Annotated in this window: 24 protein-coding genes; 6 read left to right on the top strand and 18 right to left on the bottom strand. The window is 43.5% G+C overall.

Going from position 1 to position 24,044, the window contains the following annotated elements; all coding sequences use genetic code 11:
• Positions 1-184: 184 nt before the first annotated feature.
• Positions 185-1,747: a SulP family inorganic anion transporter gene (locus tag DB520_RS00510; protein WP_114747729.1), complete on the bottom strand. Its 1,563-nt coding sequence runs from the start codon at positions 1,745-1,747 to the stop codon at positions 185-187.
• 330 nt (positions 1,748-2,077) lie between these two features.
• Here DB520_RS00510 and DB520_RS00505 point away from each other — a divergent pair, with 330 nt between their 5' ends.
• The 3 genes from DB520_RS00505 to DB520_RS00495 all read left to right on the top strand — a co-directional run bounded on the left by DB520_RS00505 (position 2,078) and on the right by DB520_RS00495 (position 6,299).
• Positions 2,078-3,970 (top strand): DUF4838 domain-containing protein, encoded by a 1,893-nt coding sequence (locus DB520_RS00505; RefSeq protein WP_114747728.1) that lies wholly within the window; start codon positions 2,078-2,080, stop codon positions 3,968-3,970.
• Positions 3,971-4,259: 289 nt separating this feature from the next.
• The gene (locus tag DB520_RS00500) at positions 4,260-4,910 is read left to right on the top strand and encodes a hypothetical protein (RefSeq protein ID WP_232834778.1); all 651 of its coding nucleotides are present in this window, start codon (positions 4,260-4,262) and stop codon (positions 4,908-4,910) included.
• A 159-nt stretch (positions 4,911-5,069) separates the two neighbouring features.
• A complete protein-coding gene (locus tag DB520_RS00495; protein WP_114747726.1) occupies positions 5,070-6,299 on the top strand; it encodes an IS256 family transposase in 1,230 nt (409 codons plus the stop codon).
• Between the two features lie 142 nt (positions 6,300-6,441).
• Here the strand turns inward: DB520_RS00495 and DB520_RS00490 are convergent, their stop codons facing one another.
• Entirely contained in the window at positions 6,442-7,767 is a 1,326-nt protein-coding gene (locus tag DB520_RS00490; protein ID WP_114747725.1) for a DEAD/DEAH box helicase, read from the bottom strand.
• 20 nt (positions 7,768-7,787) lie between these two features.
• Between DB520_RS00490 and DB520_RS26935 the strand changes: the two genes are divergently transcribed.
• Positions 7,788-8,042, top strand: a complete 255-nt coding sequence (locus tag DB520_RS26935; RefSeq protein WP_114747724.1) for a hypothetical protein — start codon at positions 7,788-7,790, stop codon at positions 8,040-8,042.
• A gap of 101 nt (positions 8,043-8,143) precedes the next feature.
• On the opposite strand, the gene DB520_RS00480 is transcribed toward DB520_RS26935, so the two are convergent.
• The 6 genes from DB520_RS00480 to DB520_RS00460 all read right to left on the bottom strand — a co-directional run bounded on the left by DB520_RS00480 (position 8,144) and on the right by DB520_RS00460 (position 16,093).
• Entirely contained in the window at positions 8,144-9,052 is a 909-nt protein-coding gene (locus DB520_RS00480; RefSeq protein ID WP_114747723.1) for an NAD-dependent epimerase/dehydratase family protein, read from the bottom strand.
• A 126-nt stretch (positions 9,053-9,178) separates the two neighbouring features.
• A complete protein-coding gene (locus DB520_RS26425) occupies positions 9,179-9,322 on the bottom strand; it encodes a hypothetical protein (RefSeq protein WP_157971881.1) in 144 nt (47 codons plus the stop codon).
• Between the two features lie 23 nt (positions 9,323-9,345).
• A complete protein-coding gene (locus DB520_RS00475) occupies positions 9,346-10,806 on the bottom strand; it encodes a glycoside hydrolase family 130 protein (RefSeq protein WP_232834777.1) in 1,461 nt (486 codons plus the stop codon).
• Between the two features lie 70 nt (positions 10,807-10,876).
• On the bottom strand, positions 10,877-11,887 hold the full coding sequence (locus tag DB520_RS00470) for a glycosyltransferase family 4 protein (protein ID WP_114747722.1): 1,011 nt from the start codon (positions 11,885-11,887) through the stop codon (positions 10,877-10,879).
• Between the two features lie 265 nt (positions 11,888-12,152).
• Complete coding sequence (locus DB520_RS00465; protein ID WP_232834776.1) at positions 12,153-14,339, bottom strand: glycosyltransferase family 4 protein; 2,187 nt, start codon at positions 14,337-14,339, stop codon at positions 12,153-12,155.
• A 290-nt stretch (positions 14,340-14,629) separates the two neighbouring features.
• Positions 14,630-16,093 carry a sulfatase family protein gene (locus tag DB520_RS00460; protein WP_114747720.1) on the bottom strand — a complete coding sequence of 488 codons (1,464 nt, stop codon included), beginning with the start codon at positions 16,091-16,093 and terminating at the stop codon, positions 14,630-14,632.
• Positions 16,094-16,294: 201 nt separating this feature from the next.
• On the opposite strand from DB520_RS00460, the gene DB520_RS00455 reads away from it, so the two are divergent.
• A complete protein-coding gene (locus DB520_RS00455) occupies positions 16,295-16,936 on the top strand; it encodes an SGNH/GDSL hydrolase family protein (protein WP_114747719.1) in 642 nt (213 codons plus the stop codon).
• Between the two features lie 53 nt (positions 16,937-16,989).
• Here the strand turns inward: DB520_RS00455 and DB520_RS00450 are convergent, their stop codons facing one another.
• From DB520_RS00450 to DB520_RS00425, 6 genes are read right to left on the bottom strand one after another with little or no spacing between them, the layout of a single operon-like run.
• Positions 16,990-17,328, bottom strand: a complete 339-nt coding sequence (locus tag DB520_RS00450; RefSeq protein WP_114747718.1) for a nucleotide pyrophosphohydrolase — start codon at positions 17,326-17,328, stop codon at positions 16,990-16,992.
• A 12-nt stretch (positions 17,329-17,340) separates the two neighbouring features.
• Positions 17,341-18,861 (bottom strand): ATP-binding cassette domain-containing protein, encoded by a 1,521-nt coding sequence (locus tag DB520_RS00445; RefSeq protein WP_114747717.1) that lies wholly within the window; start codon positions 18,859-18,861, stop codon positions 17,341-17,343.
• A 3-nt stretch (positions 18,862-18,864) separates the two neighbouring features.
• Complete coding sequence (dtd, locus tag DB520_RS00440) at positions 18,865-19,317, bottom strand: D-aminoacyl-tRNA deacylase (protein ID WP_114747716.1); 453 nt, start codon at positions 19,315-19,317, stop codon at positions 18,865-18,867.
• Positions 19,318-19,326: 9 nt separating this feature from the next.
• The gene (locus tag DB520_RS00435; protein WP_114747715.1) at positions 19,327-20,043 is read right to left on the bottom strand and encodes an NAD-dependent epimerase/dehydratase family protein; all 717 of its coding nucleotides are present in this window, start codon (positions 20,041-20,043) and stop codon (positions 19,327-19,329) included.
• Positions 20,040-20,462 carry a YkvA family protein gene (locus tag DB520_RS00430; RefSeq protein ID WP_114747714.1) on the bottom strand — a complete coding sequence of 141 codons (423 nt, stop codon included), beginning with the start codon at positions 20,460-20,462 and terminating at the stop codon, positions 20,040-20,042. Before DB520_RS00430 ends, DB520_RS00435 begins: the two co-directional genes overlap by 4 nt.
• Positions 20,463-20,473: 11 nt before the next feature.
• The gene (locus tag DB520_RS00425; RefSeq protein ID WP_114747713.1) at positions 20,474-20,995 is read right to left on the bottom strand and encodes a DUF7935 family protein; all 522 of its coding nucleotides are present in this window, start codon (positions 20,993-20,995) and stop codon (positions 20,474-20,476) included.
• Between the two features lie 101 nt (positions 20,996-21,096).
• On the opposite strand from DB520_RS00425, the gene DB520_RS00420 reads away from it, so the two are divergent.
• A complete protein-coding gene (locus tag DB520_RS00420) occupies positions 21,097-21,411 on the top strand; it encodes a HesB/IscA family protein (protein ID WP_114747712.1) in 315 nt (104 codons plus the stop codon).
• Here the strand turns inward: DB520_RS00420 and DB520_RS00415 are convergent.
• The 4 genes from DB520_RS00415 to DB520_RS00400 form a co-directional block, all read right to left on the bottom strand.
• Positions 21,408-21,869, bottom strand: a complete 462-nt coding sequence (locus tag DB520_RS00415; protein ID WP_114747711.1) for a DUF4268 domain-containing protein — start codon at positions 21,867-21,869, stop codon at positions 21,408-21,410. The genes DB520_RS00420 and DB520_RS00415 overlap by 4 nt on opposite strands.
• A gap of 7 nt (positions 21,870-21,876) precedes the next feature.
• Positions 21,877-22,242 carry a dihydroneopterin aldolase gene (gene folB, locus DB520_RS00410; RefSeq protein WP_114747710.1) on the bottom strand — a complete coding sequence of 122 codons (366 nt, stop codon included), beginning with the start codon at positions 22,240-22,242 and terminating at the stop codon, positions 21,877-21,879.
• Complete coding sequence (locus tag DB520_RS00405) at positions 22,242-23,033, bottom strand: DivIVA domain-containing protein (protein ID WP_114747709.1); 792 nt, start codon at positions 23,031-23,033, stop codon at positions 22,242-22,244. The genes folB and DB520_RS00405 overlap by 1 nt, the downstream gene beginning before the upstream one ends.
• Positions 23,034-23,117: 84 nt before the next feature.
• A complete protein-coding gene (locus DB520_RS00400) occupies positions 23,118-24,035 on the bottom strand; it encodes a WD40 repeat domain-containing protein (RefSeq protein WP_114747708.1) in 918 nt (305 codons plus the stop codon).
• Positions 24,036-24,044 lie beyond the last annotated feature (9 nt).

Here is a 24,044-nt window from a genome sequence, read left to right as displayed (position 1 = left end):
AAAAGTTTTCGCTACATGTCCGTACATGTTGAATTTACCTTCTAACCCAAGTAAAATTGTTCGGTAAATGAGTTTATTGGAAATTCAATCTATTAAAATCACCAATCTCCTAGGAATCGTGAAAGAGTTGAGATTCATGATCGGATGGAGCCTGTATAAACGGAAAATCAAGACGATACTTTTTCTAGCTTACTGTTTCCTTGTAAGGAAGAACTATATTTATGATTTCTACCGCTATATTCCTTTCCTTGGCATTAGTTTGAAAATCCATTATGACTTCCAGAATATCATGGTCAATGATCCTTGATTGAGTACCATCAATAATTACTTTTTTTCCATCTCCAATATTCTTAAGGGTTTTGATCAAGGAGCCTTTGTTCAAGAAGCTCACCTCTTCGGCCAAAACGATATGAATAATATTTTCATCCTCCTCCTTCGCATCTTTGAAGAAGTGGGAGTTTTTATAGTTTCTAATGAGAATATAGGTGATGCCTATTATCATCCCCAATCCTATGCCTTTAAGCAAATCGAAGAAAATAATGCCCAGAATGGTAAATAGGAAAGGGAGGAATTGGTCTAATCCCAGACCGTACATGTTTTTAAAGAGGGAAACTTTTGCCAGCTTATATCCGATCAACAGCAAAATGGTGGCCAGACAAGCGATAGGGATAAGGTTTAGAAGACCAGGTATGAGCAGCACACTTAGGAGCAAAAGGAAACCATGGAAAATTGCCGATAATTTCGTCTTGGAACCTGAGTTGATATTTGCGGAACTTCTTACGATCACTGCTGTGATGGGCATACCCCCAATACATCCATTGACCATATTTCCTATACCCTGTGCAAACAACTCCCTGTTTGGGGGCGAAATCCTTTTCTGTGGATCTAATTTATCTGCGGCCTCCAGACTCAGCAGGGATTCCAGGCTGGCCACAATGGCAATAGTGAAGGCGATCACCCAAACCTCCAGATTTGCCACTCCCGATAAATCTGGGAGCATCAATTGATCAGCAAGGCTTCCAAATCCCGTGATCTCGGGGAGTCGAACCTTATCTTCGTCCTGAAGGTAAAGATTGGGTATAAAAAATTTGAATATTTTGTTGATTCCAATACTGACCAATACAGCAAGCAAAGCTCCTGGGATCAATTTTAACCATTTATGTGTTTTGATCACTGGTTTTTCCCATCCTATTAGTATGGCTATGGAGATAAATGAGATGATAATGGCACCGTAATCCACTGTGCCCATTAAAGACTGAAGGGCCAAAACCGCTTCAAGATCATTCACAAATGGGATAAAATCCTCTACTAACTCACTGGAATTTGTACCAAATAAATAAGGGATTTGTTTGATGATTAGGATAATTCCTATTCCGGCCAACATCCCCTTAATTACAGAAGTTGGGAAATAATAGCCTATAAGCCCTGCCTTTAATACACCTAGCATCACTTGCAGTGCTCCGGCAATTACTAGGGCAGTAAGGAATAGTTCGTAGGTTTGCAGTTCTTCGATTGCATTTAGAACAATTACCGTCAATCCTGCCGCCGGTCCGGACACCGATGTGTGTGATCCGGATAAAAAGCCCACCAATACACCTCCTACCACCCCAGCAATAATCCCTGAAAATAATGGGGCTCCCGAAGATAAAGCAACTCCCAAACAAAGTGGAAGCGCGACCAAAAACACGACCAACCCTGCGGGAAGATCAGTGCCTAGGGAGGAAAATATACCGGTACGATTAGGCATTGCTGTTTATGAAAAATGGTTATGATTTAAAAACGCTGAGTAGGCAATAATGTCAACAAAGGTCTAGTAAATTTTCCCCTGTAAATGTAGTTATTTTATGAGTGGCTAAAAGGAGTGGGATAGCCACAGTTTTAAAGGAAGAACTCCATATTAAAGTTTGAATTCGGCGAATAGTTGTTATTAATCCTTCACTATCCAGTTAAACATTTTAATTTCAACACTGCATATTGCCATTGGTAGGGCTTTTTCTTTCGTTTTGCGGTCCAAAACCTTTTCTTGACATATTGGAGTATTTCATCTTTCTAGAATCCCCTTTAAACCCGAAATGACATGTTTGCAAAAAGAATCATCCTAATCCTTGCCTATTCACTTTCTGCTGGTTTTTCCTTCAGTGTGACATGTGCTCAGGAGCTGATATTAGTAGAAAACCAAACTAGTAGTTATCAAATCATCCTTCCCGAAAATCCTGAAGTCCAAGAAATTCAGGCTGCAAAGGTATTGCAAGATTATCTGCAACGAATTTCGGGTGCCAGTATTCCGGTAATTCACGATGATGGTGAGCCGAAAGTTCAAGAGATTCTAATAGGGAAGGTTAATAGGGCAGAGGTGAAAGAAGTAAAAGTGGAGGATTTTGGACAGGACGGCCACTATATAGGGACTAAGGGTGAAAAGCTGCTAATCATGGGAGGCTCCCGGAAAGGGGTAATCTACGGGGTATATGCTTTTTTGGAAAATTACTTAGGTTGCAAAAAATACACTTCAAAAGTAGATCACATTCCTAGTCAATCCACTATTCGCTTAGGTCAAATCGATGCATTGGAGATACCGGTGTTTTCCTTTAGGGAGGTTTTTTATGAGGATGTCTATGATCCGGAATTTATGGACTGGCATAGGCTCCATTCCTTTGGGGGCAGGGGGTCTTCTCCAACAGAATGGGGGTACTGGGTGCACACTTTTCACCAGCTCCTCAATCCTGAGGAGTACGGGGAGTCCAATCCGGAATATTTCAGTTATTACGATGGAAAACGACATGCTGGGCTGATTCCTTCTTGGGATGGAAAGAGTGTGCAGCCAGAGTCCCAACTTTGCCTGACCAATCCTGAGGTCTTGGAAATTGTCAGTGAAAACTTGCAAAAGGCCATAGACCAAAAACCTGAGGCGAGGTATTGGTCAGTAAGCCAAAACGACAATGTCAACTATTGCCAGTGTGAAAACTGTGCTGCTTTGGATGCTCAATATGCAGCTTTCGCACCGGAGGAAAAGATGTACAAGACACACGGCAGCGAGTATCCTGCACTTGGAATGGGCTCCATGCTGACCTTTGTAAACAAGGTGGCAGAGCGGTTTCCGGATAAAATCATCTCCACTTTGGCCTATCAATATACCCGAGTGCCACCCAGGGATTTGGTGCCTGCCAAAAACGTAAACATTATGCTCTGTAGCATAGAGAGCACCCGGAATGAACCCATTGAAACCGGGGACGTGGAATTCAGTGAAGACCTGCAGGGCTGGGGGAAGCTGACGGATAATATCTTGGTGTGGGACTATACCATTCGGTTTTCCCATTTGGTTTCTCCCTTTCCAAACCTGCGCACTTTGCAACCCAATATCCAGTTTCTAAAGCAAAATAGGGTAAGTGCGGTCTTTGAACAGGGCAATATCCAGTCCGGTGGGGAATTTGCCGAGTTAAGGGCTTATTTGCTGACTAAATTGGTCAATGACCCGGAGGTGGATATACAAAAAGAGATGGATGATTTTTTATTGGCCTATTATGGGCAGGCAGCAGGACATATCAAGGCATATATCAACCTGGTACATGACCATAACCAAGGATCCACAGGACGGAAGTTGTCTATCTTTGGCAGTCCTATCCAGGAGAAAGACTCTTACCTCACTCCAGAGCTGATAAAGGCGTACAATCTCATTTTTGATAAGGCTGAACATGCGGTAAGGCAAGAGCCGAACCATTTACAACGGGTCAAATCTGCAAGACTGCCGGTTTCCTATGCCATGTTGGAAATTGAAAAAGATATTTCAGGAGATCAGTGGGAACTTTTTGAAACCAAGGAAGAAGGAAGGGCCAGGTTGCCGTCAGAGGTGAGTGAGCTTCTTTACGATTTCGTTTACCACTGTCTTCGCACCAATGTGAGCAGACTCTCTGAATGGCATACCCCTCCAAAGGAATATTTGGAAAAGTATCCTATAATAAAGAAAGGAGAGTAGAAAAATAAAGTAGGATTGTTTTGGCAATTTAAAATTTTAAACAAACGTTGGAATGGTTGTTGATCATTCATTGGAAGCTATAGGATTTCAATTTGTGTTCAAGCACTTCCAAGTGGTATAGAAATATATGCCATTTTTCAAGGCATAGTATAAAAGTTGAACATAATGTGAAGTTGAAGATCAAAATTTCTAAGAATTAATACTCTGTTTTTTTCTTCCTGAGCTTATAAATGCTAACGGGAAAACCGAACACCGTACCATAAAGTAGGTTGATTTTAATAACAAATTAATGAGTAAAATTTTCATTTTAAGTTTGGTGTCAGTTATCTGTGTGATGGGTTGTAAGGAAAACTCAACTACTTCTGGATCAGAGCAAAAATCAGAAAAGGCACAAGAAGCTCAGCGTTATGCTGAGGAGTTAGGATTGGAGTATGTAGAACCTAATGTAGAAACCATCATCACATATGAGGAAGTGAATGCTGCCCAGCAAGCATGGTGTGATGCCTTGGTGGAAATTGGAAGACTGTATGATACAGATGGGGATTATAGAGAATATACGGAGAAAGTCCTGAAAGATGCCTATAATTTTGAAAATGGTAAAGTGTTTTTTAAACCTACCTTAGCCCATGGGCCACAAACATTCAGAACGACAAAGGAAGGGGCTATGGCGTATTTTATTGGTGGAAATGACAAATACGCTGATGATAGTGGATTTGCATTGAAACCCTGGGTAGAGGCGAGATATGAAAACGTGGGTTCGGACGATTATGGTATTCAAATCTATGGTTCCACAGCTATTACGATGGGCAATGTATGGGTGACTGACAAAGAGGGCAATACAGTGATGGTTGATAAAACCTTTGTATTTAAGAAAACTGAGGATGACAAAATAAGAATTATCGTTCACAAATCTGCCCTGCCTTTTGAGCCTAATTTATAATTGGCAGGAACGGGGATCAGATTATGCTCCTAAGAAACTGAAGTACTGAACTGCTTTACGAAGGATGGTGGTAATTTCGGCGACAGTCCCTGTGAGACTGTAAGCTCAACTCTGTCTAATGACTTGGAATTTTAAACAAAGTTACTAGACTAGAGCATCATGGAACAGCAGAAAGAAAAAGCATTTAAGGAAAAGGTATTAAAGCAGTTTTTATCCGGCGAACCCCTTTTTGGAAAGGACGGGGCATTTTCCCCGATCCTGAAGGAGTTCCTTGAGGAGGCACTTGAAGGGGAGATGGAGGCACATCTTTCCGATGAGGAGAAGGGTGCTGCCTCAGGCAACAAGCGTAACGGCAAGGGCCATAAGACGGTCAAGAGCAGCCATGGGGAAGTGACCATCTCCACCCCCCAGGACCGTAACAGCAGTTTTGAACCAAAAATAGTTGAAAAACGGCAGCGGATCCTGGCAGACAACCTGGAAAAGCAGATCATTGCCATGTACGGCATGGGCAACAGCCTAAGGGACATATCAGAGCACATAAGGGAGATGTACGATACGGATATATCCACACAGGTAATCAGTGAGATTACCGACAGGGTGGCACCCAAGGTCAGGGAATGGCAGGAACGCCCCTTAGAGCCTGTCTATTGTATTGTATGGCTTGACGCCATGCACTTCAAGGTCAGGGAAGAGGGAAAGGTGAGGCACAAGGCCCTGTACAATATCCTGGGCCTGAACAGGGAAGGCAAAAAGGAAGTCCTGGGGATGTATATCTCCGAGAGCGAGGGGGCCAACTTCTGGCTCCAGGTACTGACCCACCTTCAGCAGAGGGGGGTGGAGGACATCCTGATCGCCTGCACGGACAACCTGAAGGGGCTGGGTGAGGCCATTCATTCGGTGTTTCCAAAAACGGACCTCCAGCTGTGTGTCATCCACCAGATCAGGAACAGCATCAAGTACGTTTCCAGCAAGGATTCCAAGGAATTCATGAGGGACCTCAAACTGGTGTACAGGGCTGAAACAAAGGCCCTGGCAGAATCCGCCCTGCTGGACCTGGAGGAAAAATGGGGGAAGAAATACCCGGTGGTCCTCCGCTCCTGGAACGACAACTGGGAGAGGCTGAGCACCTACTTTGACTACACCGCGCCCATAAGAAAGATAATCTACACCACCAACACGGTGGAGGGTTTCCACCGCCAGGTAAGGAAGGCCACAAAAAACAAAGGGGCCTTCACCAGCGATATGGCACTGCTGAAGCTGGTTTACCTGACCACCAAGCGGATTGAGAAGAAATGGACTTCACCGGTGCAGAACTGGGGCTTGACTGTCCAGCAATTAGCCATTAGATTTGAGGGCAGGTTGGAACTGGACCTGAGGACAGAGACCTAAAAAATTAGTGAATTTTTCCCTCCCGGGGGCTAGCCCCCGGGAGGGAAGGCAGACAGAGTTCAGCTAACACTCCCGTCCCTGTTTCATTTTTCCCTTTCCCTGAGAAGTTATGCAATTATGTACTAATTCCGGGTATTTATCCTCAATTGGCTTCTGCAATTTTCACTTTTGCTTTTTTCAGCTTCTCCCCATTTAGTTTTTTGACCAGATCAGATGCGATTTTTCTACTTACAGCCACATAGCTTGCAAAATCCATTATGGTAATCAAGCCAATGTCTTCAGCTTTGGCCCCTCCGTTTTTGATTAGGAACCCGGCAATATCACCCTTGCTTATTTTATCTTTTTTCCCTGCGCTGAGATACAATAGAGAAAACCGAGAAGGTAGGGAGGCTACGGTATCTTCAATAGCTACCTCCTCGGTCATGTTTTTTTCCAGATAATCTGGCAATGCCTCATCATTTGCTAAGACCAGATAACCCTGCCCAGAGGCATGCATTCTTGCGGTTCGCCCATTTCTGTGGGTGAAAGCATCTTTCTTCGGAGGAAGTTGATAGTGAACAATATGTCTAATTTCCGGAATATCGAGTCCTCGGGAAGCGAGATCAGTGGCAATCAATAGGTGGACAATCCCACTTCTAAATTTTATTAGGTTTTTTTCCCTGTCCAGTTGTTCCATGCCGCCATGCAGGACGGCATGTTCGTAACCATTGTCTTTCAAGAGCATGCTGATGCGGTCCACAGCCTCCCGGTGATTGCAAAATACGATACAGGCCTCCCCCTGAAAATGAGAAACCAAACGCATCAATCCCTGGACTTTTTCCTTACTTGAGGTGGGAAAAAGCTTCAATTCCAGTTTGGAATCCTTGTTTTGAAATAGAAAATCAACAACAGGAGGATCATCGAAGGGGATGAAATCAGGTAGTCGGCCCATGACCGTTGCCGAAGTAAACAAATGCATTTGAGCACCCGACAACTTTCTAAACACATCCCTCAACTGATCATGAAAGCCCAATTGAAGGGACTTGTCAAACTCGTCCAAGACGACCAATTTGATGGCTTCAGTCTCCAAGGAACCCTGGTTGACATGATCGGATAATCGGCCAGGGGTGCCTATGACCACCGCCGGAAACTCACCCAAACTGTTTTTCTCCAGCTTTATGGAATGGCCACCATAGCAGGTGCTAACACGAAATCCCGTTTTCAGGGATTTGAAAACCTGCTCAATCTGAATCGCCAATTCCCTAGATGGAACAATGATAAGGGCTTGAATACTTCTGGAATCTGGATCCAAAAGTTTGAACAAAGGAAACAGAAAAGCCAGGGTTTTGCCAGAACCTGTTGGTGCCAACAGCATGGTGTTTGGATGCTTTTCTGTGGCATCTATAAAAGCCCGCTGCATTTCATTAAATTCAGCTATCTCCAGATTGCTCAAAAACTGCTGCTCCAAACCCTTTTTGCCTTTTATCATTTGTTTATAATTGTTTTTCAATGGTTATACCTGACTTCCGCAGCCTGACCCGAACTTGTTTCGGGGAACTCGTTTTGGGAGAATCTCCCAACCCTGACAGCTTTCGGGAGGAATTCCCTGTGTATCGCTTGGGTCATGCCCTGACTGCCGTCAGGACAGGCTCGATTTCTTTGTACGAAGGTAGTCAAAAAAATGGTGTAAAGGGCTTATCTAACCGTATGGGTACCAGAATGCCCATCAGTTGCAGAGTAGCGTTATCTGCCGTTTGGAAGTAGGAAACCCACTATTGAAATTTCTTCTGGAATAATACTTGTCACACCGTTAGAGTCAGGTTCCCCGGAGGAAATTATGTACACGTTTGTCAAGGATGCCCAACTTACAATTTCTCCCATTTAATATATTTCTGCCAGTTATGTTGTTCTTTGAACCCAAGGACTTCACGGATTTTGCGATTTGAAAACAATGCTTCATGTTCCCCCAGTTCACGGGTAATTGGCACCCCGGGGAAAAACTGTTCAGCCAATTTTTTGCTGGGGATAACCGCACCATTGTGGTCGTTTCCTGCATTGAAAACCTGAAAACCGAGGTCGTCTTTTTTCAAACATAAATCCACAATCTGACCCAGGTCACGGGCATCAATATAACAGAACGCATTCCTGCGGCGTAGTTCAGGGTTTTTGAAATAACGCGGAAACAGCTCGTCGTATTCATGGGGCTCAATCACATTTCCTATACGAAGGGCATAGATGTCAAAACCTGATCGTCGCTGGAAGCTGCGTGCCGTTCTCTCATTCACCACCTTCGATAACCCATAGCTATCCATGGGATCGACATCATAGTCCTCCTCCAAAGGCAGCATTCTGGGGTCGGTTTTGCCATCTGAAAAACAAATACCGTAGGTCGTCTCTGAGGAAGCAATCACAATTTTTTTAATTCCAAGCTTTACAGCGGATTCAATCACATTGTAAGTTCCCATGGTGTTGACCCGGAAAGTTTCATTATCAGGTTTAATCAAGATCCTGGGCACTGCAGCAAAATGAACTACAGCATCAAATTTTGGCACGCCATTACCCGGTTCCAACTCATCTAACCCAGTATATGAGCTCATGGCATTAAACATTTGTCCGGAATCCGTAATATCAGCTATTAGATTATCCACCCCAGGGTAGTCCAACGGCGTTAGGTCTACATTCATCACTTTATGGCCTTGGCCAATCAGGTAGGGGATCACATGCTTTCCTGCTTTACCCGATCCCCCTGTAAAAAATATGCGCTTTTTAGTCATTTGTTCTTCTGTTTAGTAATGATTTTTCCGATGGCTTCGGATGCGTGCGTCTCTTATTGCTTGTAGGTTTCACAATTAGGGATTACAAATGTAGGGGAATTTAAATTCTTGCGAATTAATTGGGCTTTATTCTATTTCAATTCCTTTCCCTTTAATCTCATCCCTGAAACTGGATTTATTCTCACTTCTGTTGTCCAATAATACCGGTTCATTTTGGCCGAAATAGTCTTTCTTGTCCTCGGTAAAATTTTCATAAAATCCATTTAACAACTACCGTTTAGGTGGTTTTATGGTCACTTGCAAGGCTTCATGCTGGCAATCAACTCACTAATGGAAACAGTGGCAATTCCTGTAGTGATGTCGGACATGGCATAGGGTATTATCAGCTTGTTGTTATGGATCAATGAACCACAGGAATACACCACATTTGGCACATAGCCCTCGCGTTCTTCCTCATTTGGAGTAAGAAGGGGTTCCTCCAGGCGGGCTATGATTTTAGAAGGATCTTCCAGGTCAAGTAAAATTGCACCAATAAAATACTGTCTCATCGCACCTACTCCATGGGTAATCACCAACCATCCTTCATTTAATTCAAGCGGTGAGCCACAATTGCCAATTTGGAAAAATTCCCAGGGCATAGCTGGTTCCTGAATGATTTTCGCCTCATCCCAGAAATGCAGGTGATCAGAAAACATAATATAATTATTCTCCCCATCTAATCGGGAAAGCATTACATATTTTCCATTAATTTTTCGGGGGAAAAGTGCCATCCCTTTATTTTGGGCTGCTTTGCCATTCAAGGTGATGATATCAAAATTAATGAAATCTTTGGTAACCAATAATTGGGGGAGAATGCAAATCCCATTGTAGGCGGTGTAGGTGGCATAGTAGGTGATGTCTCCATTGTCATCGAAAAACCTTACAAACCTTGCATCCTCTATTCCCCTGCTTTCATTCTCGGATAAAGGAAATATCACATGTTCTGAAACGTCATGGTCAGCTTCAAACCTTATAAAATAATTAGAATCGGCAAGCCAGAAAATATTCTTTACAGCATCTTCATCAAAAGAATTTTCTTTATCCAATTGAAGCCCTATAATACTGTCCTTTAAATCTTGAAAGGTGAACGAATTTTGTAATTTTTCAAAAACCCTTTTACTTGTTTCGTTCCATGCATTCATACTTTCAAGCTTGAGCTGAAATAAATGACGGTCGTATGACTGATCATGTCGGATCCGGGGGGTATCAACAAATTCACTTATCGGGTTAAGCAGAAAGGTGCAATCTTCTTTGATTATGCCACTACGAAAAACGATAGAAGAAATGTGTCCTTCTCCGGTGGCCCGTAGACTCAATACAAACCGGAGACTACCAGGTGCAACGCCCTCTTGGTTAGGGTGGGTTACTATGGAAGGGTTGAATAGGGCGGCAGATTCAATGGAGTATTCCATGGTAAAAAAGGCCCCTATCAATAGTTTCTTAGTGTCACTTATTGGGGATTCTTTTTGGATAAATTGTGAAACCTTTCTAAAGTTTACCATAAAAATGCTGTCGATATTCTTATGGCGCTCTATGAAATGAAGATTAATATGCTGTAACAAATCTTCAGCACCCCCTTCCGTTAGACGCATCACCCTGTCAATTATTTTAGGTATGCGTGTGACGTCCGGAATATGGGCCCGAGTTATTACCCTGGATGAGTTCCTGACGATTTTTATCCTGGTTCTTTTAACCAACAGGTTCTTTGATTTCATTTTCTCCATGTCATTGTTTTGTTAAATTCATTCCAAATCATCTATCTGAAAAGGTAAGCATTTATACTCCTTACAAATTCAGAATCTTATTATAAACCTGGAGATAACCTTCCGTCATTTTTTCCCTGCTGAATTTGGTGAGCGCCCATTCCCTGCAATTTTTTCGATCTATAGATTTAATATTTTCCACCGCTTCGACTGCTTCTTCAAAGGTATTTACAAGGAAACCGGTTTTTCCGTCAAGAATCAATTCCGGCATAGAACCTAAATTAAAGGCAATAACTGGGGTTCCGCACATCATCGATTCCGCAACACTTAAACCGAAGGGCTCTCTAAAACTGATGGGATGTAGAAGGGCAAAAGCCTCCCCGAGTAGTTTATCCCTTTCCTTTGGGTTGGAATTACCAACATATACGATATCGTCATCATTAATGAAAGGCTTGACCTTGCTGTCAAAATATTCCTGCTGCTGAATTAAACCGGAAATGATTAGTTTTCTCCCTGATTGCTTGGCTATCTGAATGGATTCATAGGTGCCTTTTTCAGGGTGGATTCTACCAAAAAACAACAAATAATCCTTGGAGGTATTGCGGTAGGTAAATTCATCTTTATGGATTCCATTGTAGATTGTTGCTATATATTCAAGTTCCGGAGATCGGTCTGCATTGCTGATGGATACATAAAAATTGCTTTGGTTATATTTTTTATAGACCGGCATTATATTGGGGGATGAGAAGCCGTGAATGGTTGTAACCATTGGAGTTTTAATCAAATGGGAATAAGAAAGCGGAAGAAAATCAAAGTGGTTGTGGATTACATCAAATTGATTTGCCTGCTCCATCAAATGACTGATATGAAGGCATTCCCAAACTTTGGGGTCAATATCAGGGTTTTCGGCATAACCCATTTTGACTACATATTGCAGTTTGCCTTTGGTGATGGAATTTCCGGTAGCAAATAAGGTGACATCCATGTTTTTTTCTACCAAACCTTCGGCAATATTGGAAGCCACCTGTTCCCAAGGGCCGTATTTTGCAGGAGGGGTTCTCCAGGCTATAGGGGACAACAGGGCTATTTTCATATGTTTATATTGTCTTTTCAGCGGTCATATGGAATCTCGCAGTCTATAATCATCCCAGTGTGTGACGTGCTCGTCATGCCCTGACTGCCGTCAGGACAGGCTCGATTTCATGTGTTTATATTTTCTTTTCAACGGTCACATAGCTTGCCCCTGCCTGCCCCGAACTCGCTTCGGGGAACTCGATTCGGGGGAATCTCGAAACGATAATCATCCCCTCGTGTGTCGCTCGCGTCATGCCCTGACTGCCGTCCAGGCAGGCTCGATTTCAGGGCAACAAATCTGTCTTTTCCATTTCTTCAAATGCCTGCAAAACGATTAAATGAGAAATTAAATAAGCCAGTGAGCTTTCGGCGCCCTGATTACGGTTTACACCATAGCTTTCGAAGCCATCACAGCAGCCCTTTGTCTCAAAATCGAACAAGCTCATGCGAAGGTCATTCTCCCCAAGGAACCACATAAAGCAGGAGAATAGTTTTGCAAGGTATTCCTTGTCATCGGTCAGGTGATATGCCTGATGATACATTAAAATCATGGCAAGCGCATCCACGGGCTGTTGTGCAAACATGGATCGTTCTCCTTCCTTTTTATACCAGTTTTCATTTCCAATTATCGATAAGTAACCATCCTTTAGTGTAATTTTCGTCAGAAAGCCCATACTTTCCAAGGCAACCTTGGTTACGGTATCATCATTCAAAATCTCTGCGGCATGTAAAAGCGAAAGAGGTAACATGCCATTGTCATAAGCCAATAAGGGTTCAAACCATTTCCAGTCCGGAGAACTGTTATCTTCATAGTGCTTGATTAACTTGCCCGTGAGGTTTCTTAACCTTTCAGTCATATCCTCATCCGTTGGGCTCGTTTTGAGGTAATAACAGATCCCCAGCATGGTATTGGCGATACTTCTGATGGATTGAAGGTTTTCAAAGTTGGGTGCGGCATCAAAGAATACTAGTTTCCCTGTTTGATAATATGCATCATTGGGGGCATTACCCAATAAATATCCCAAGGCCCAGATGGTTCTTCCAAAAGAATCTTCCGACCCTACCTCATCTAAAAAGTTACGGTTAAAACTGAGGAAATTCCTGAAAGTCCCATCTTTGTTTTGCATGTAATGAATATAGCTCAGGTATATAGGAGCCAAGTTAAGGGCAAGCTTATCTTTCGTTTGTCGGTATGCCATAAGTACCATAAGCAAGGCTCTGGCATTATCATCCAGGCAATATCCTTCTTTCAGGTTTGGGATACCGAACTTGGCATGCTGGATAATTCCCGTATCATCTGTTAGGCGCTTGATATGGTCCAAAGAAAAAACGGGTAGTAATAGTGGGTCAATGGAAGTTTCTAATATGGAAGCAACTTCTGGTTTTGTGGATAAAACCTGCTTTACCAGTGAAAGGTATTTCTCCCCGGACTTTGGCCAGGTTAACGTTTGCCCATAATCGAATGCTTTTTTTCTAAGCATTTTCAGTTTTTGCGGATTGCCCAATAATTCCATCAAAATGCCTGAAAGTTGATCGGAGTCATTAAAGTCAAAAAACCGTCCTCTACCATTTGCTAATAATTCAGATGCATGCCAGTAGGGTGTGGAAATAACAGCCGAACCTACGCCAACGGCATAGGAGAGTGTACCACTAGTGATTTGTGCTTCATTTAGGTAGGGGGTGATGTATATATCCGAGGCACATAAATACCTGAATAATTCTTTTTGATCTATAAATTCATTCAGGAAAACAACATGATCTCTTAACCCAAGGTTTTTCACCAAAAGATGAAGATAATTACGGTATTCTTCACCGGAATGGCGAAGCACATTAGGATGTGTCTTACCCAATACCATGTAGATCATTTCCGGATGTTTTTCAATCACTTTCGGCAAGGCCCTAATTGCAGTTTCAATCCCTTTGTTGCGGCTGATTATTCCAAAAGTGAGCAATAATTTTTTGTTTTCGAGCTTAAATGCCTTTTTGGATTGACCTTGGTCAAAATGAATATCCGGCACTCCGTGCTCGATAAAAGCAATTTTTTCTTTTTCCACCCCATAGATATCAGTAAGAAATCCAATGGCTTTATGGCTCATCACCACCACTTTTTGGGCCATTTTACAGATTTGCTTCAATACTGCCTTTTCGTTGTAGGAGGGTTTTTCTAAAATGGTATGAAGTGTTACGATTAAGGGTATTTCAAGACGATGCAGCAAGGGAAGAATATATATACCGCTTTGCCCACCAAAGATGCCAAACTCATGCTCTAGAATACAAACATCAGCTCCACTGATATTGATGAACTTCACTGCTTCCAAATAGTCGCGCTGATGCTCCTGCCGGATACTGAGCTTTACTTCTTCAGGATAGGGATAGGTAAGGTCATGGTCACTCATGGCTATTACGAACCCTTCTATATATTCATCATTGGACAGATTGCTGTTTCCTTCCAAAGAATGATTTGTAACCATCGATTCGTAAAGGTTGTTGGTGAAAATACCAATACCACATTGGCGAGGGGGGTAGGTTCCGATATATACTAGTTTCATCCTTCAAAGAGCTAGGTCATATTTGAACAGCATTTTGCTGTTTCGCTGATGGTGTACAAAGGGTGTGCCCAGCATGGGTTTTTGGTATGGAAGGTGAATTATTTTTCCAGAGGGGGAAACCTGTGCTGAATTCAATCCGGTACTTACCTTTAAATATGTTCATTTCAGTACCTATTTACCCTTTCAACACCTCCTTAGGTCCCTCCACAATTTCACCTTCCTCTCTCCAGGTAGTTCTCGCTCCTTAGGCTATCATCCCTGTCATAGAGGTATCCCCACTTTTTCATGTACTCGTCGGCAGGAAGGAAATCATCATTTACCTTGGCAAGCTTCTCCTGTAGCAAGGATTCCATGTGCTTTTGGAGCTGTGCAATCTGGGGTTGGTCGGTTAGGTTGTGCTTCTGATATGGGTCTTCCTTGTTGTCATAGAGCAGCCAAGGGCCTTTCAGGTCCCTTACATAGGTGTACCGGTCCGTCCTTACTCCACGATATTCCCTCCCCCCTCTGGGGAAATTCCACTCGTGAAAGGGAACAGGCAGGGTGATAAGGGCGGCTTCCTTTTTTAATTCCACTCCTTCGAGTAACTGCGCAGAATAGTCTTCCCCCTCTATGGATTCTGGCACAGGTATACCCGAAAGCCCCAGGAAAGTAGGCAAAAGGTCCATGGTGTTGATCGGTGCCGAAACCGTTTTTTTGTCCTTTCCCAGTTTATTAGGATAGCGTAGCAGCATGGGGACCATTATGGACTCATCCCAAGGCCGTTGTTTCTTCAATACCCCCTTGGACATAAGCATGTCCCCATGGTCGGATGTGAACACAAAGAGGGTGTTGTCTGCAATCCCTGCCTCTTCCACGGCATCCAGCAGGTCCCCTAGCGCCTTATCCATAGCTGTGCAGTGGGCATAATAAGCAGCAATTACATTTCGGGCACTGTCCTGGAATTCCTCGGGTACATTTGGCCTTAAGGCTATATTGGCAGGGTCATACCTATTTCTGTATTCTTCCGGGGCAGTGAAGTAGGGGTCATGAGGTGGTCCCCAAGAAAGGTACAGCAAAAAGGGCTGCTCCTTGTTCCTATGTATATAACTGATGGCACTGTCAGTCTGGGGAAACACATCATACCCTTCCCAAAAATGCTTTTTATCATTTTCGTCAAAATAAAAACTTTCGTTGTAGTTATGGGTGACTTCGCTCACTTTCCAATAATCAAACCCCTGTCTTCTTTCTCTAGGGACGGGCTTGTCCCTTCCACTAAAGGGCTTGTCTTTTTCCTGTCGGCCATTAAGGTGCCATTTTCCAATATAACCAGTCTGGTACCCGGCCTCTTTATAGAGTTTACCCATGCTTACAGCCTCAGGGGATAGGGGCTGGTCATTATAAAATACCCCATGAGTAAGGGGGTATTGCCCAGTGAGAAAACTGGCCCTCCATGGTGCGCATACGGGGATCATGGCTACGGTATTTTCAAATACCACACTTTCTTCCGCAAGGCGGTCCAGGTTAGGGGTGATGATGTCTCTGTTGCCAGCATATCCTACTGCCTCTCCCCTCCACTGGTCGGCCAATACAAAAATCACATTGGGGTAGGCTTGGGCTTCTGGCCCCTCCCTATCGCTGGATGGGTTGCAAGAAAACAGAAAAAATTGAGCTATAAAAAAGATATACAGTTTATTCATGGTTAGTTTTTGGGTTAGTGACAGACGATAATAGCTTAGGAAAAATACAGAATTTTATGGGGTTTTCCGAATTTTAAGATATGGAAGGGTTTTTCTTCCTCTAGGCTAGTATGTAATTAGTACCTGGTATGGTACAGGTTTATGGCATCCTTTTTGGTGCCTCCTCAAAAAGAGGTTTTTCACCAGTAGTAAAGTTAAAAAATGAAGTATTTAATGGTATTACTTTTGGCAATGCCCTTTACCACATTTGCCCAAGACCCGGCCAGATTTGATCAAGAGGTGGAAAAAATCCATGCGGTCTATCCGCCCTCTGAGCACCAGGGGTCGGTGGTTTTCACTGGGAGTTCCAGTGTGAAGCTATGGGATGACCTGGCAAGGGATTTTCCCGATCACCAAGTGGTGAATGCGGGGTTTGGGGGTTCTCATGCTACTGATTTGCTTCATTTTGTGGATGAGCTAGTAATGGCATATGAACCTAGCAAGGTGTTTATTTATGAAGGTGACAATGACCTGAGTTCCGGAAAAAGCCTGCAAGAAATCCGCGAGACCATAAACCTTATCGTTACTCAGATCAAGCTTGATCTACCTGAAACGGATATCTACCTCATCAGCCCTAAACCCAGCATAGCAAGGTGGGATAAAGCCGATAGGTATGAAGCCCTGAACAAGCAACTTCAGACATATGCCAACGCCACAGAAGGTGTGATTTTTGTGAATGTATGGGATGATATGCTTGGACAAGACGGAAAGCCGATGAATGATATTTTTTTGGAGGACGATTTGCACATGAATAAAAAGGGATACGAGATCTGGTCGAAAGTAATTGGTAAGTATATGGATTGAATCAGGTAAAGCATATGATATGCCTAATGTCATAAAATATAAAAGGGTAAACCCTAACTGTTTTTATCCTTCAACTTGGGGTTGTTTTTATGCCTTTCAGAATCTCTGATGTTCTTTTTTTCAAAATTTTTCTCCAAAGCAGCCGTCAGATCCACCCCTGTTTGGTTGGCTAGACATATCAAAACCCAAAGCACATCGGCCATTTCATCGGCAAGCTCCCGATCCTCTTCCCCCTTCTTGAAGGATTGGTCACCGTAGCGCCTGGCCATTAGTCGCGCCACTTCGCCCACCTCTTCGGTAAGTATGGCCATATTGGTAAGTTCACTGAAATACCGTACGCCGGTGGTGTTGATCCAACTGTCAATTTTTTCCTGTGCTTCTTGAATCGTCATGATCAAAAGGGTCTAATAAATTTCTTCTTTGCTTTTCAGTCTACCGTTCTCCAAGGTAATTTGTTTGTCCACGCATCCAGGGACATCATCGGCATAATGGCTTACGTAAATCAAGCCCACAGAGGTGTTCCTACAGATTTCTTCCACGATTTGTTTGAAGAGCAGACGTTGTTCCTCATCCATTCCTTGTGCAGCTTCGTCCAACACCAGCAGTGCTGGCTGTTTTATCATCGCCCTGGCCAGGAGGCAAAATCGTTGGTCTTCCAGACTAACTTGCTGTATGCGCAGGTCCTTGATATGTAGGATGGACAGGGCCTCCATCCAGGCTAGGGCGAGGCTGTGTTGTTCTGGGCTGGTTTTTTTAAAAAGACCCATGGTGTCAAAAAGACCGGAGAGCACCACCTTCAAACAGGTCTGGTTGGCAGGGAAGAAGCGGCTTAGTTCTGGAGATACAAATCCGGTGGGCCTTTTGACGTCCCAGATACTTTCTCCTGTCCCCCTCTTTCGGTCAAATAAGTGGAGATCATTGGCATAGGCTTGGGGGTTTTCGCCTACCAGAAGACTCACCAAGGTCGATTTCCCAGCCCCGTTGTGTCCCTTTAGCAGCCACCTTTCTCCAGGTTTTACTTGCCAACTAAAGTCTTCCAGGATGGTTTTGTCCCCATATTTAATGTTTACCATATTGAAGGCGGCCAAGTTTTGGTACTTTGGGGTAGGGTAATTTCCCAGTAGGTGTTTTACCAATGGACGTGGAGGTATAGGTTTTCCGTTTTCGGAAAGATGAAGTTGCCCCAGGTCACCTACGACTTCCAACCTACCGTCCCGGATATGCCCAACACGCTGTATGCAGTTGGGGATTTCCGAAGGGGTGGTGGTCATGATTACCTGAATACCACTTTTGCAGATCTCTGCTAGGAGGTTGCCAAATTGTTCCCGGGTTTCCTGGTCCAGCCCCGTCATGGGCCTGTCCATCAGAAATAGTTTGGGGTTTCGTAACAGGCCTACGGCAATGGCCAACCTTCGGGTCTCTCCGTTGGAAAGCTTAATTAGGGATTTGTCCCGGAGATGGGTAAGGTTAAGGGTCCTTAAGGTATTTTCCAAGTCCCAATACCCCGGACGGTTTCCGTTTTGCTGTAGGAGGTACTGTTCCACGGTATGGGTGTCTTCCGCATCCATACTATTGAAACGTTGCTGATAATAAAATTCTTGGATGTTGGACTTATTGGTAAATCCGTATTGTTGGGACACATAGGCAATAAGATCCCTGAAGCTGTTGATTTCTCCTTTTCTTGAGAGGGCCTCCTGATAATCCCTGGCGAAATGACGAGTAATACTTCCGGAAACCAGGCTGGTTCTACCGAGCACAGTTTCTAAAAAGGCCGTCTTTTCCGTCCCCGAACCTGCTAATATTGCCCAATTTTCACCTTGTTTTATTTCTACTGTCAATTCCTGAAAAATAGTCTTACCCCGTCTGTTCACAGAGGCGTTTGAGAGGGTTAAAAAGGGTTTTTCCTGACGGTTGCTTCCTGTCATTTTCTACACTTTGTTTTTGGAGTCTATGATAATGGTGACGGGACCATCATTGATAAGAGAAACCTGCATATTTGCACCAAACTCCCCTGAGGCTATGGGTTTGCCTAGATCCTGAGAAAGCTGAATCTTGCAAGCCTCATAAAGCGGAATGGCAATTTCAGGCTTAGCGGCTTTGATATAAGAGGGTCGATTGCCTTTTTTTGTACTTGCGTGAAGGGTAAACTGACTGATAAGGAGAAGCTCTCCGTGTGTTTCCAGTATGCTTTTGTTCATTACCCCTTTCTCATCTGGGAAAATCCGCATATTGGTTATTTTTCGGCTGAGCCAATCAATGTCCTCTTGGGAATCGGCGTCCTCTATTCCTAACAAGACCATAAGGCCTTGCTCAATTTCACCCTTGATTTCTCCTTCTATGCTTACTGAAGACCTACTCACTCGTTGTAAAACAGCTATCATTCCCGAAAGTTAGAATTGCTGCATGTCTTTTGAAAATAGGATCTCGAATTTTTCCGCATTGTCCGCATTTGCGTGGTGAACCATACATTTAGCTACTTTTACCCCTTCTATGGGTTTGTACTTCCTAAACAAACCCAAAAAGGCAACCGCATTCATCACTACTCGCCCAATTTCTTCCCCAAGTCTGCTTTCCCGGCGATTGCCGCTTAGCACGGAAGGCCTGAAAATACCGAGGTAATCAAAGGAAATGTTTTTCAGGTCTGCCTCAATTTCACCCTTGACCCTATTGTAAAAAAACTTGGAATCTTTGTCGGCCCCTAGGGCACTTACATAAAGGAATTTTTTGGTGCCTAATTTCTTGCACCAAGAGGCAAAATCAATCACATAATCGTGATCTATTTCTCGGAATTTCTCCTTGGAACCTGCCTGTTTAAGGGTAGTGCCCAAAGCACAGTAGCCGTGCAGCTCTAGGGAACTAGTTTCCAACCCCGTAATTAGGGAGTTTAGGTCTCCTCCCATGTTCTTTTCCCTCAGCTTTTCAGGGAGGTTGATTTGGGGCAGCTCTTTGAAGTCTGTCACCACCTGCACCAACTTGGAGTGCTTCAGGGCCAGTTCCCTTCTTGAAAGTGCAACTATGTACTGGTAATCCTTTGAGGAAAAAAGTTGATGCAAGAGCTGCATGCCCACTAATCCTGATGCTCCGGTTACGATGGCGGCTTTCTTCATTCTGTCTTGGCTTGACTTCTTTCCCACTCCAAAAACCGCTCTATATCTACATGTATGCTTTTATAAACGGCCAGTAAAACGGAAAGATCGTCTACGTACCCCACAAATGGTATAAAGTCCGGCACTAAGTCCAAGGGCAGGGCAAAATAGAAAAGTCCAAGGACCAGCAAGGCTAAGGATCTAGGCGAAAGACTCCTGTATCTTTTTTGGATATGTGCAGTCAGCATCCGTATAAACACCTCCAGTTGAAACCTTGCCTCCATTACCAAAGGAGTAGCGGAGAACTCCTTTAAACGAAGGCTTACCCGGTCAAGTAGTAGTCTTATTTTTTTGTCGCAAAGCGAAATTTTCTGCGCTCTGGACTCGTACAAGCGTCTTGCCTTGTCAAACACCTGCTCATAATCTGTTCTTACATTCATTGGGATTAGATTTAGAAGTACACCCGAATTTCTGATTTCACTTGTTTCCGTGCATCCGCTATAGTATCAACGGTTTGTTCCATGCTGAGTTGAAAGACCTTTTTTGCAAGTTCCAGCCCCTTGCTTTCATTATGCACTTCCTGGTAGGCCCTGTTGACCAGGGTGAGCACTTGTTCGGTGGCGTTTCGTACGCTTTCCCATGTTTCATCCGAGAAATAAACCTGCTGGCTGAGGTTGTGATTGAACTCTTCCCGTACTTCACCAATTAACCTTGCATGGAGCTCGGCGGAAGTGAACTCCGGTTGGTTTACTCTCCTTAATAGGTTGTTGGGAGTGATTCTTTCCAGGAACAAGCAAAGTCTTTCTCCCGCTTGCAAGCGTACGGGAAGGATCACATCGGTGTTTTTGGTCTTGAGTTCCACCAATTTAAACTCTCTTTCTTTCTTCAAAAATGATACCGCAATAATGTACATGCCATAAATGGCAAGCCCTGCAGGTAGTACCACCATCAAAAGATTAGTCAAATATTCCATGGTTTTGATAATTTAATTCGAATATCCAAAATATCCCTGTGCTTTGCGTTGATTTTTGTGATAATTTTGAACCAAATAACGTAGAAAAGTCTTTTTTCAGCATGTTGATACCTATTAGTATTACCACAAAGGCAGTGGAGGAAATCAAGAACATAATCACCCATAAAAACATTCCCGGAGATTATGGTTTGAGGGTAGGGGTAAAAGGTGGGGGCTGTGGAGGTGTTTCCTATGCCTTGGGGTTTGATAAACCCAAGGAGGGAGACCAACTGTTTGAATGGAAAGGAATAGAGGTACTTATCGAGAAAAGGCATGTAATGTTTTTGATGGGGATGGAAATCGATTTTTATGAAGGGGACGATGCCAGGGGCTTTACCTTTGTGAATGCCACTATTCCCAAAAGGCACGATGCCTAGGCTAACCCTTCAAAGCCGTGTTTAAATTCTCCCCAAAATTCGTCCATGGCCATAATCCTTGGTTTTAAAAAGGAAATGATTGCCGGCCAGTCTTCTTCCTTCATCACACTTACACCAGGCAGTTCCTTATAGATTCGGCATATGGGTTGACCAAATTCGTCCCTTGCATGCAATTCCCAATGCCACTCTTCCCGAAAAATCTGATGCAGGATGCCCTTAAACATCTCAAATTGATCAAAAAGCAACTCCCTGGTATCCTTGTCGGGATGCGAAATCTCTATTGCAATACTGGCTTTATCCAACCGTGCGTCCAACCTGAAGTAAACGTTTTTAATTCCCGTTTTGTAGTTTTGCCATCTTACCGGAACTCCTTCTGCGGAGGGCACTGGTTTCATATATTGGCCGAAGGCAGTCCAAAATGCTTTCTTTGTTTTGCTGACAGCAATACGGCTATACATAGTATGTTTATTGGTAATCCTCCGGATAGTTTACCTCAACTACTGAATAATTCACCACTCCTCCCAGCGCAGGATTGTGTTTTTTGATCACTACCTTAATGCTTTTCAGGTTTGGGTAAACCTTAAGAATATCCTGAACCATAAGGTGAGCCAAATGTTCCAGTAGTTTTACTGGTTCCTGCATATGGGATTTTGCAATTTGGTAGAGTTTGTAGTAATCGACAGTGTCTTTCAGCCGGTCCTTCAGCATGGCGTCTTTGAAATTTGTGTCCACCCTTATGTCCACAGTAAACCGGTTTCCGAGTTTTTTTTCCTCTGAGAAGACCCCGTGATATGCATGGAATTCTATCCCTTCAAGTGCTACTTTTCCCATTAATCAAACTGGTCAAAAAATGAACTCCCCTTTTCTTTGGGCGGTTTGTTGTCCTCTTCCTTGCCTTTTGTTTCAGTGTCCTCTATGTTGCTGGATATGGAAGGCTGATCGGTTTCTTGTAAATCGGTCTCTGTTTTGGCGTTTTCCTTGGTGTCTTCTTGGTTCTTTTTATCCAGGTTTCGCTCAGGGACTTCAAAGGAATAGGAAGGGGAGACTGGCGGTTTTTTTTCTAACTCCTTTACCACGTTATTATGCACGGATACATCCACTTTTCGGAAGGATTGTTCGGAATTTTCTGCGGTGCTCCTGGCTTGACTGGCAAGGTTTTTAAGGTTTTCGAGGATGGATTCCCTTTGTTCCAAAAGCTTCTCGTAATTCCCCGAAAGCTGGCGGACCTGTTCTTTGAGCTCTCCCATGATTTCTGCAGCCTGTGCTTCAGCAGATTCGATCATGGCTTTGGAGCGGTTCTTGGATGCAGCTTCCAAGGCATCTGCGTTTAACTGCGCTTCCTTAAGGATGATATCAGCGGTTTTATTTGCCTGTTCTATGATACTTGCACCTGTATCTTCAGCCGTTTTTAGGGTTCTGAAAAGTGAAGCTTCTACCTCCCGTAGCTTGCCGGCTTCCTTTTCGGCATGTTCCAACCGGACGTTTAAGGTGTTTTTTTCTTCAGAAATCTTTTCCCATTCCTGGGAAAGGTATACCAAAAAAGCATTTACCTCTTCTTTATCATATCCCCTAAGCTGTTTTTCAAAGGTTTTTTGCCGAATATCTAATGGCGTTATTTTCATGTGTTTATATTTTCTTTTCAATGGCCACATGGAATCTCGCAACGATAATCATCCCGGTGTGTGACGTGCTCGTCATGCTCGATTTCATATTGATGAAAATTCTATGTCCCAAATGGATAAGGTTCGATCGTCACTTACGGCCACAATTTGCCCCTGGTAACTACTCCAAATTATCTTGTTGATGGAAGTCCCATGTCCTGCATGCCGGGCCTTGTCTATAACTTTTAGGAGCTTAAAGGTTTGTGCATCCCATAGCTTTATGGATTTATCCATGCTACAAGTTACAAAATATTTGCCATCCTCACGAAAGTCCAGGAAATTGATAGCGTACATGTGGGCTGCGATGTCTTTGGCCAGGCTAAAATCTCCAGTATTCCATACCCTAAGGTGGGCATCCCTTCCCCCACTAATGAGGTGGCGCCCATCAGGAGAAAAGTCGAGGGCAAATACGGAGTTGGTATGACCCTTTAGGTTGGCGATTGGCTCAAAGGAAGGCAGTTCGAATACCTTTATGGTATTGTCACTGCATCCTATAGCCATTATATCCCTGTTTGGGCTTAACGCAATTACCCTAAGACTGTCATTGGCGACCTTTATGTGCTTTAAAGGGGATTTTTCATGGATGTCCAACACTACAAGGACCCCATCTCCAGTGGCTACAAAAAGCTGGTCTGCGCGGCATTTGATGTCAAAGATGGCGCTGGAAGTGATTTTTAGTGACCAATCCTCTTTTTTTTGTTTCAGGTCCACCACATGTAAACCCTCAAAATTTTCACCGATGAAAAGTAATTGGCTCTCTTTGTCCACAAACAAGGCATATACAGAATTGCTTAGTTTGGCTAATAATTTTCCATTTTTTGGCTTTTCCAGGTCCCATTCCACCACCATTCCTTGTCCATCTCCAGAGTAAAAATAGTTGGGAGAAACCCCTTCCGCCAAGGCGAAAATAGATTGATTGTGTCCTGTAAGGGTGTGGAGTTTATTTACTTGGATTTTTGACATATATTGCAA

The organism is Pleomorphovibrio marinus, from assembly GCF_003347495.1.
Lineage (GTDB): Bacteria > Bacteroidota > Bacteroidia > Cytophagales > Cyclobacteriaceae > Pleomorphovibrio > Pleomorphovibrio marinus.
This window is presented reverse-complemented; position numbering and strand designations above follow the sequence as displayed.

Bases quoted from the DNA above. Each gene is read 5' to 3' on its own strand.
- DB520_RS00510 (WP_114747729.1), bottom strand. From the start codon at position 1,747: ATGCCTAATCGTACCGGTATATTTTCCTCCCTAGGCACTGATCTTCCC.
- DB520_RS00505 (WP_114747728.1), top strand. From the start codon at position 2,078: ATGTTTGCAAAAAGAATCATCCTAATCCTTGCCTATTCACTTTCTGCT.
- DB520_RS00500 (WP_232834778.1), top strand. From the start codon at position 4,260: ATGAGTAAAATTTTCATTTTAAGTTTGGTGTCAGTTATCTGTGTGATG.
- DB520_RS00495 (WP_114747726.1), top strand. From the start codon at position 5,070: ATGGAACAGCAGAAAGAAAAAGCATTTAAGGAAAAGGTATTAAAGCAG.
- DB520_RS00490 (WP_114747725.1), bottom strand. From the start codon at position 7,767: ATGATAAAAGGCAAAAAGGGTTTGGAGCAGCAGTTTTTGAGCAATCTG.
- DB520_RS26935 (WP_114747724.1), top strand. From the start codon at position 7,788: ATGGTTATACCTGACTTCCGCAGCCTGACCCGAACTTGTTTCGGGGAA.
- DB520_RS00480 (WP_114747723.1), bottom strand. From the start codon at position 9,052: ATGACTAAAAAGCGCATATTTTTTACAGGGGGATCGGGTAAAGCAGGA.
- DB520_RS00475 (WP_232834777.1), bottom strand. From the start codon at position 10,806: ATGAAATCAAAGAACCTGTTGGTTAAAAGAACCAGGATAAAAATCGTC.
- DB520_RS00470 (WP_114747722.1), bottom strand. From the start codon at position 11,887: ATGAAAATAGCCCTGTTGTCCCCTATAGCCTGGAGAACCCCTCCTGCA.
- DB520_RS00465 (WP_232834776.1), bottom strand. From the start codon at position 14,339: ATGGTTACAAATCATTCTTTGGAAGGAAACAGCAATCTGTCCAATGAT.
- DB520_RS00460 (WP_114747720.1), bottom strand. From the start codon at position 16,093: ATGAATAAACTGTATATCTTTTTTATAGCTCAATTTTTTCTGTTTTCT.
- DB520_RS00455 (WP_114747719.1), top strand. From the start codon at position 16,295: ATGAAGTATTTAATGGTATTACTTTTGGCAATGCCCTTTACCACATTT.
- DB520_RS00450 (WP_114747718.1), bottom strand. From the start codon at position 17,328: ATGACGATTCAAGAAGCACAGGAAAAAATTGACAGTTGGATCAACACC.
- DB520_RS00445 (WP_114747717.1), bottom strand. From the start codon at position 18,861: ATGACAGGAAGCAACCGTCAGGAAAAACCCTTTTTAACCCTCTCAAAC.
- dtd (WP_114747716.1), bottom strand. From the start codon at position 19,317: ATGATAGCTGTTTTACAACGAGTGAGTAGGTCTTCAGTAAGCATAGAA.
- DB520_RS00435 (WP_114747715.1), bottom strand. From the start codon at position 20,043: ATGAAGAAAGCCGCCATCGTAACCGGAGCATCAGGATTAGTGGGCATG.
- DB520_RS00430 (WP_114747714.1), bottom strand. From the start codon at position 20,462: ATGAATGTAAGAACAGATTATGAGCAGGTGTTTGACAAGGCAAGACGC.
- DB520_RS00425 (WP_114747713.1), bottom strand. From the start codon at position 20,995: ATGGAATATTTGACTAATCTTTTGATGGTGGTACTACCTGCAGGGCTT.
- DB520_RS00420 (WP_114747712.1), top strand. From the start codon at position 21,097: ATGTTGATACCTATTAGTATTACCACAAAGGCAGTGGAGGAAATCAAG.
- DB520_RS00415 (WP_114747711.1), bottom strand. From the start codon at position 21,869: ATGTATAGCCGTATTGCTGTCAGCAAAACAAAGAAAGCATTTTGGACT.
- folB (WP_114747710.1), bottom strand. From the start codon at position 22,242: ATGGGAAAAGTAGCACTTGAAGGGATAGAATTCCATGCATATCACGGG.
- DB520_RS00405 (WP_114747709.1), bottom strand. From the start codon at position 23,033: ATGAAAATAACGCCATTAGATATTCGGCAAAAAACCTTTGAAAAACAG.
- DB520_RS00400 (WP_114747708.1), bottom strand. From the start codon at position 24,035: ATGTCAAAAATCCAAGTAAATAAACTCCACACCCTTACAGGACACAAT.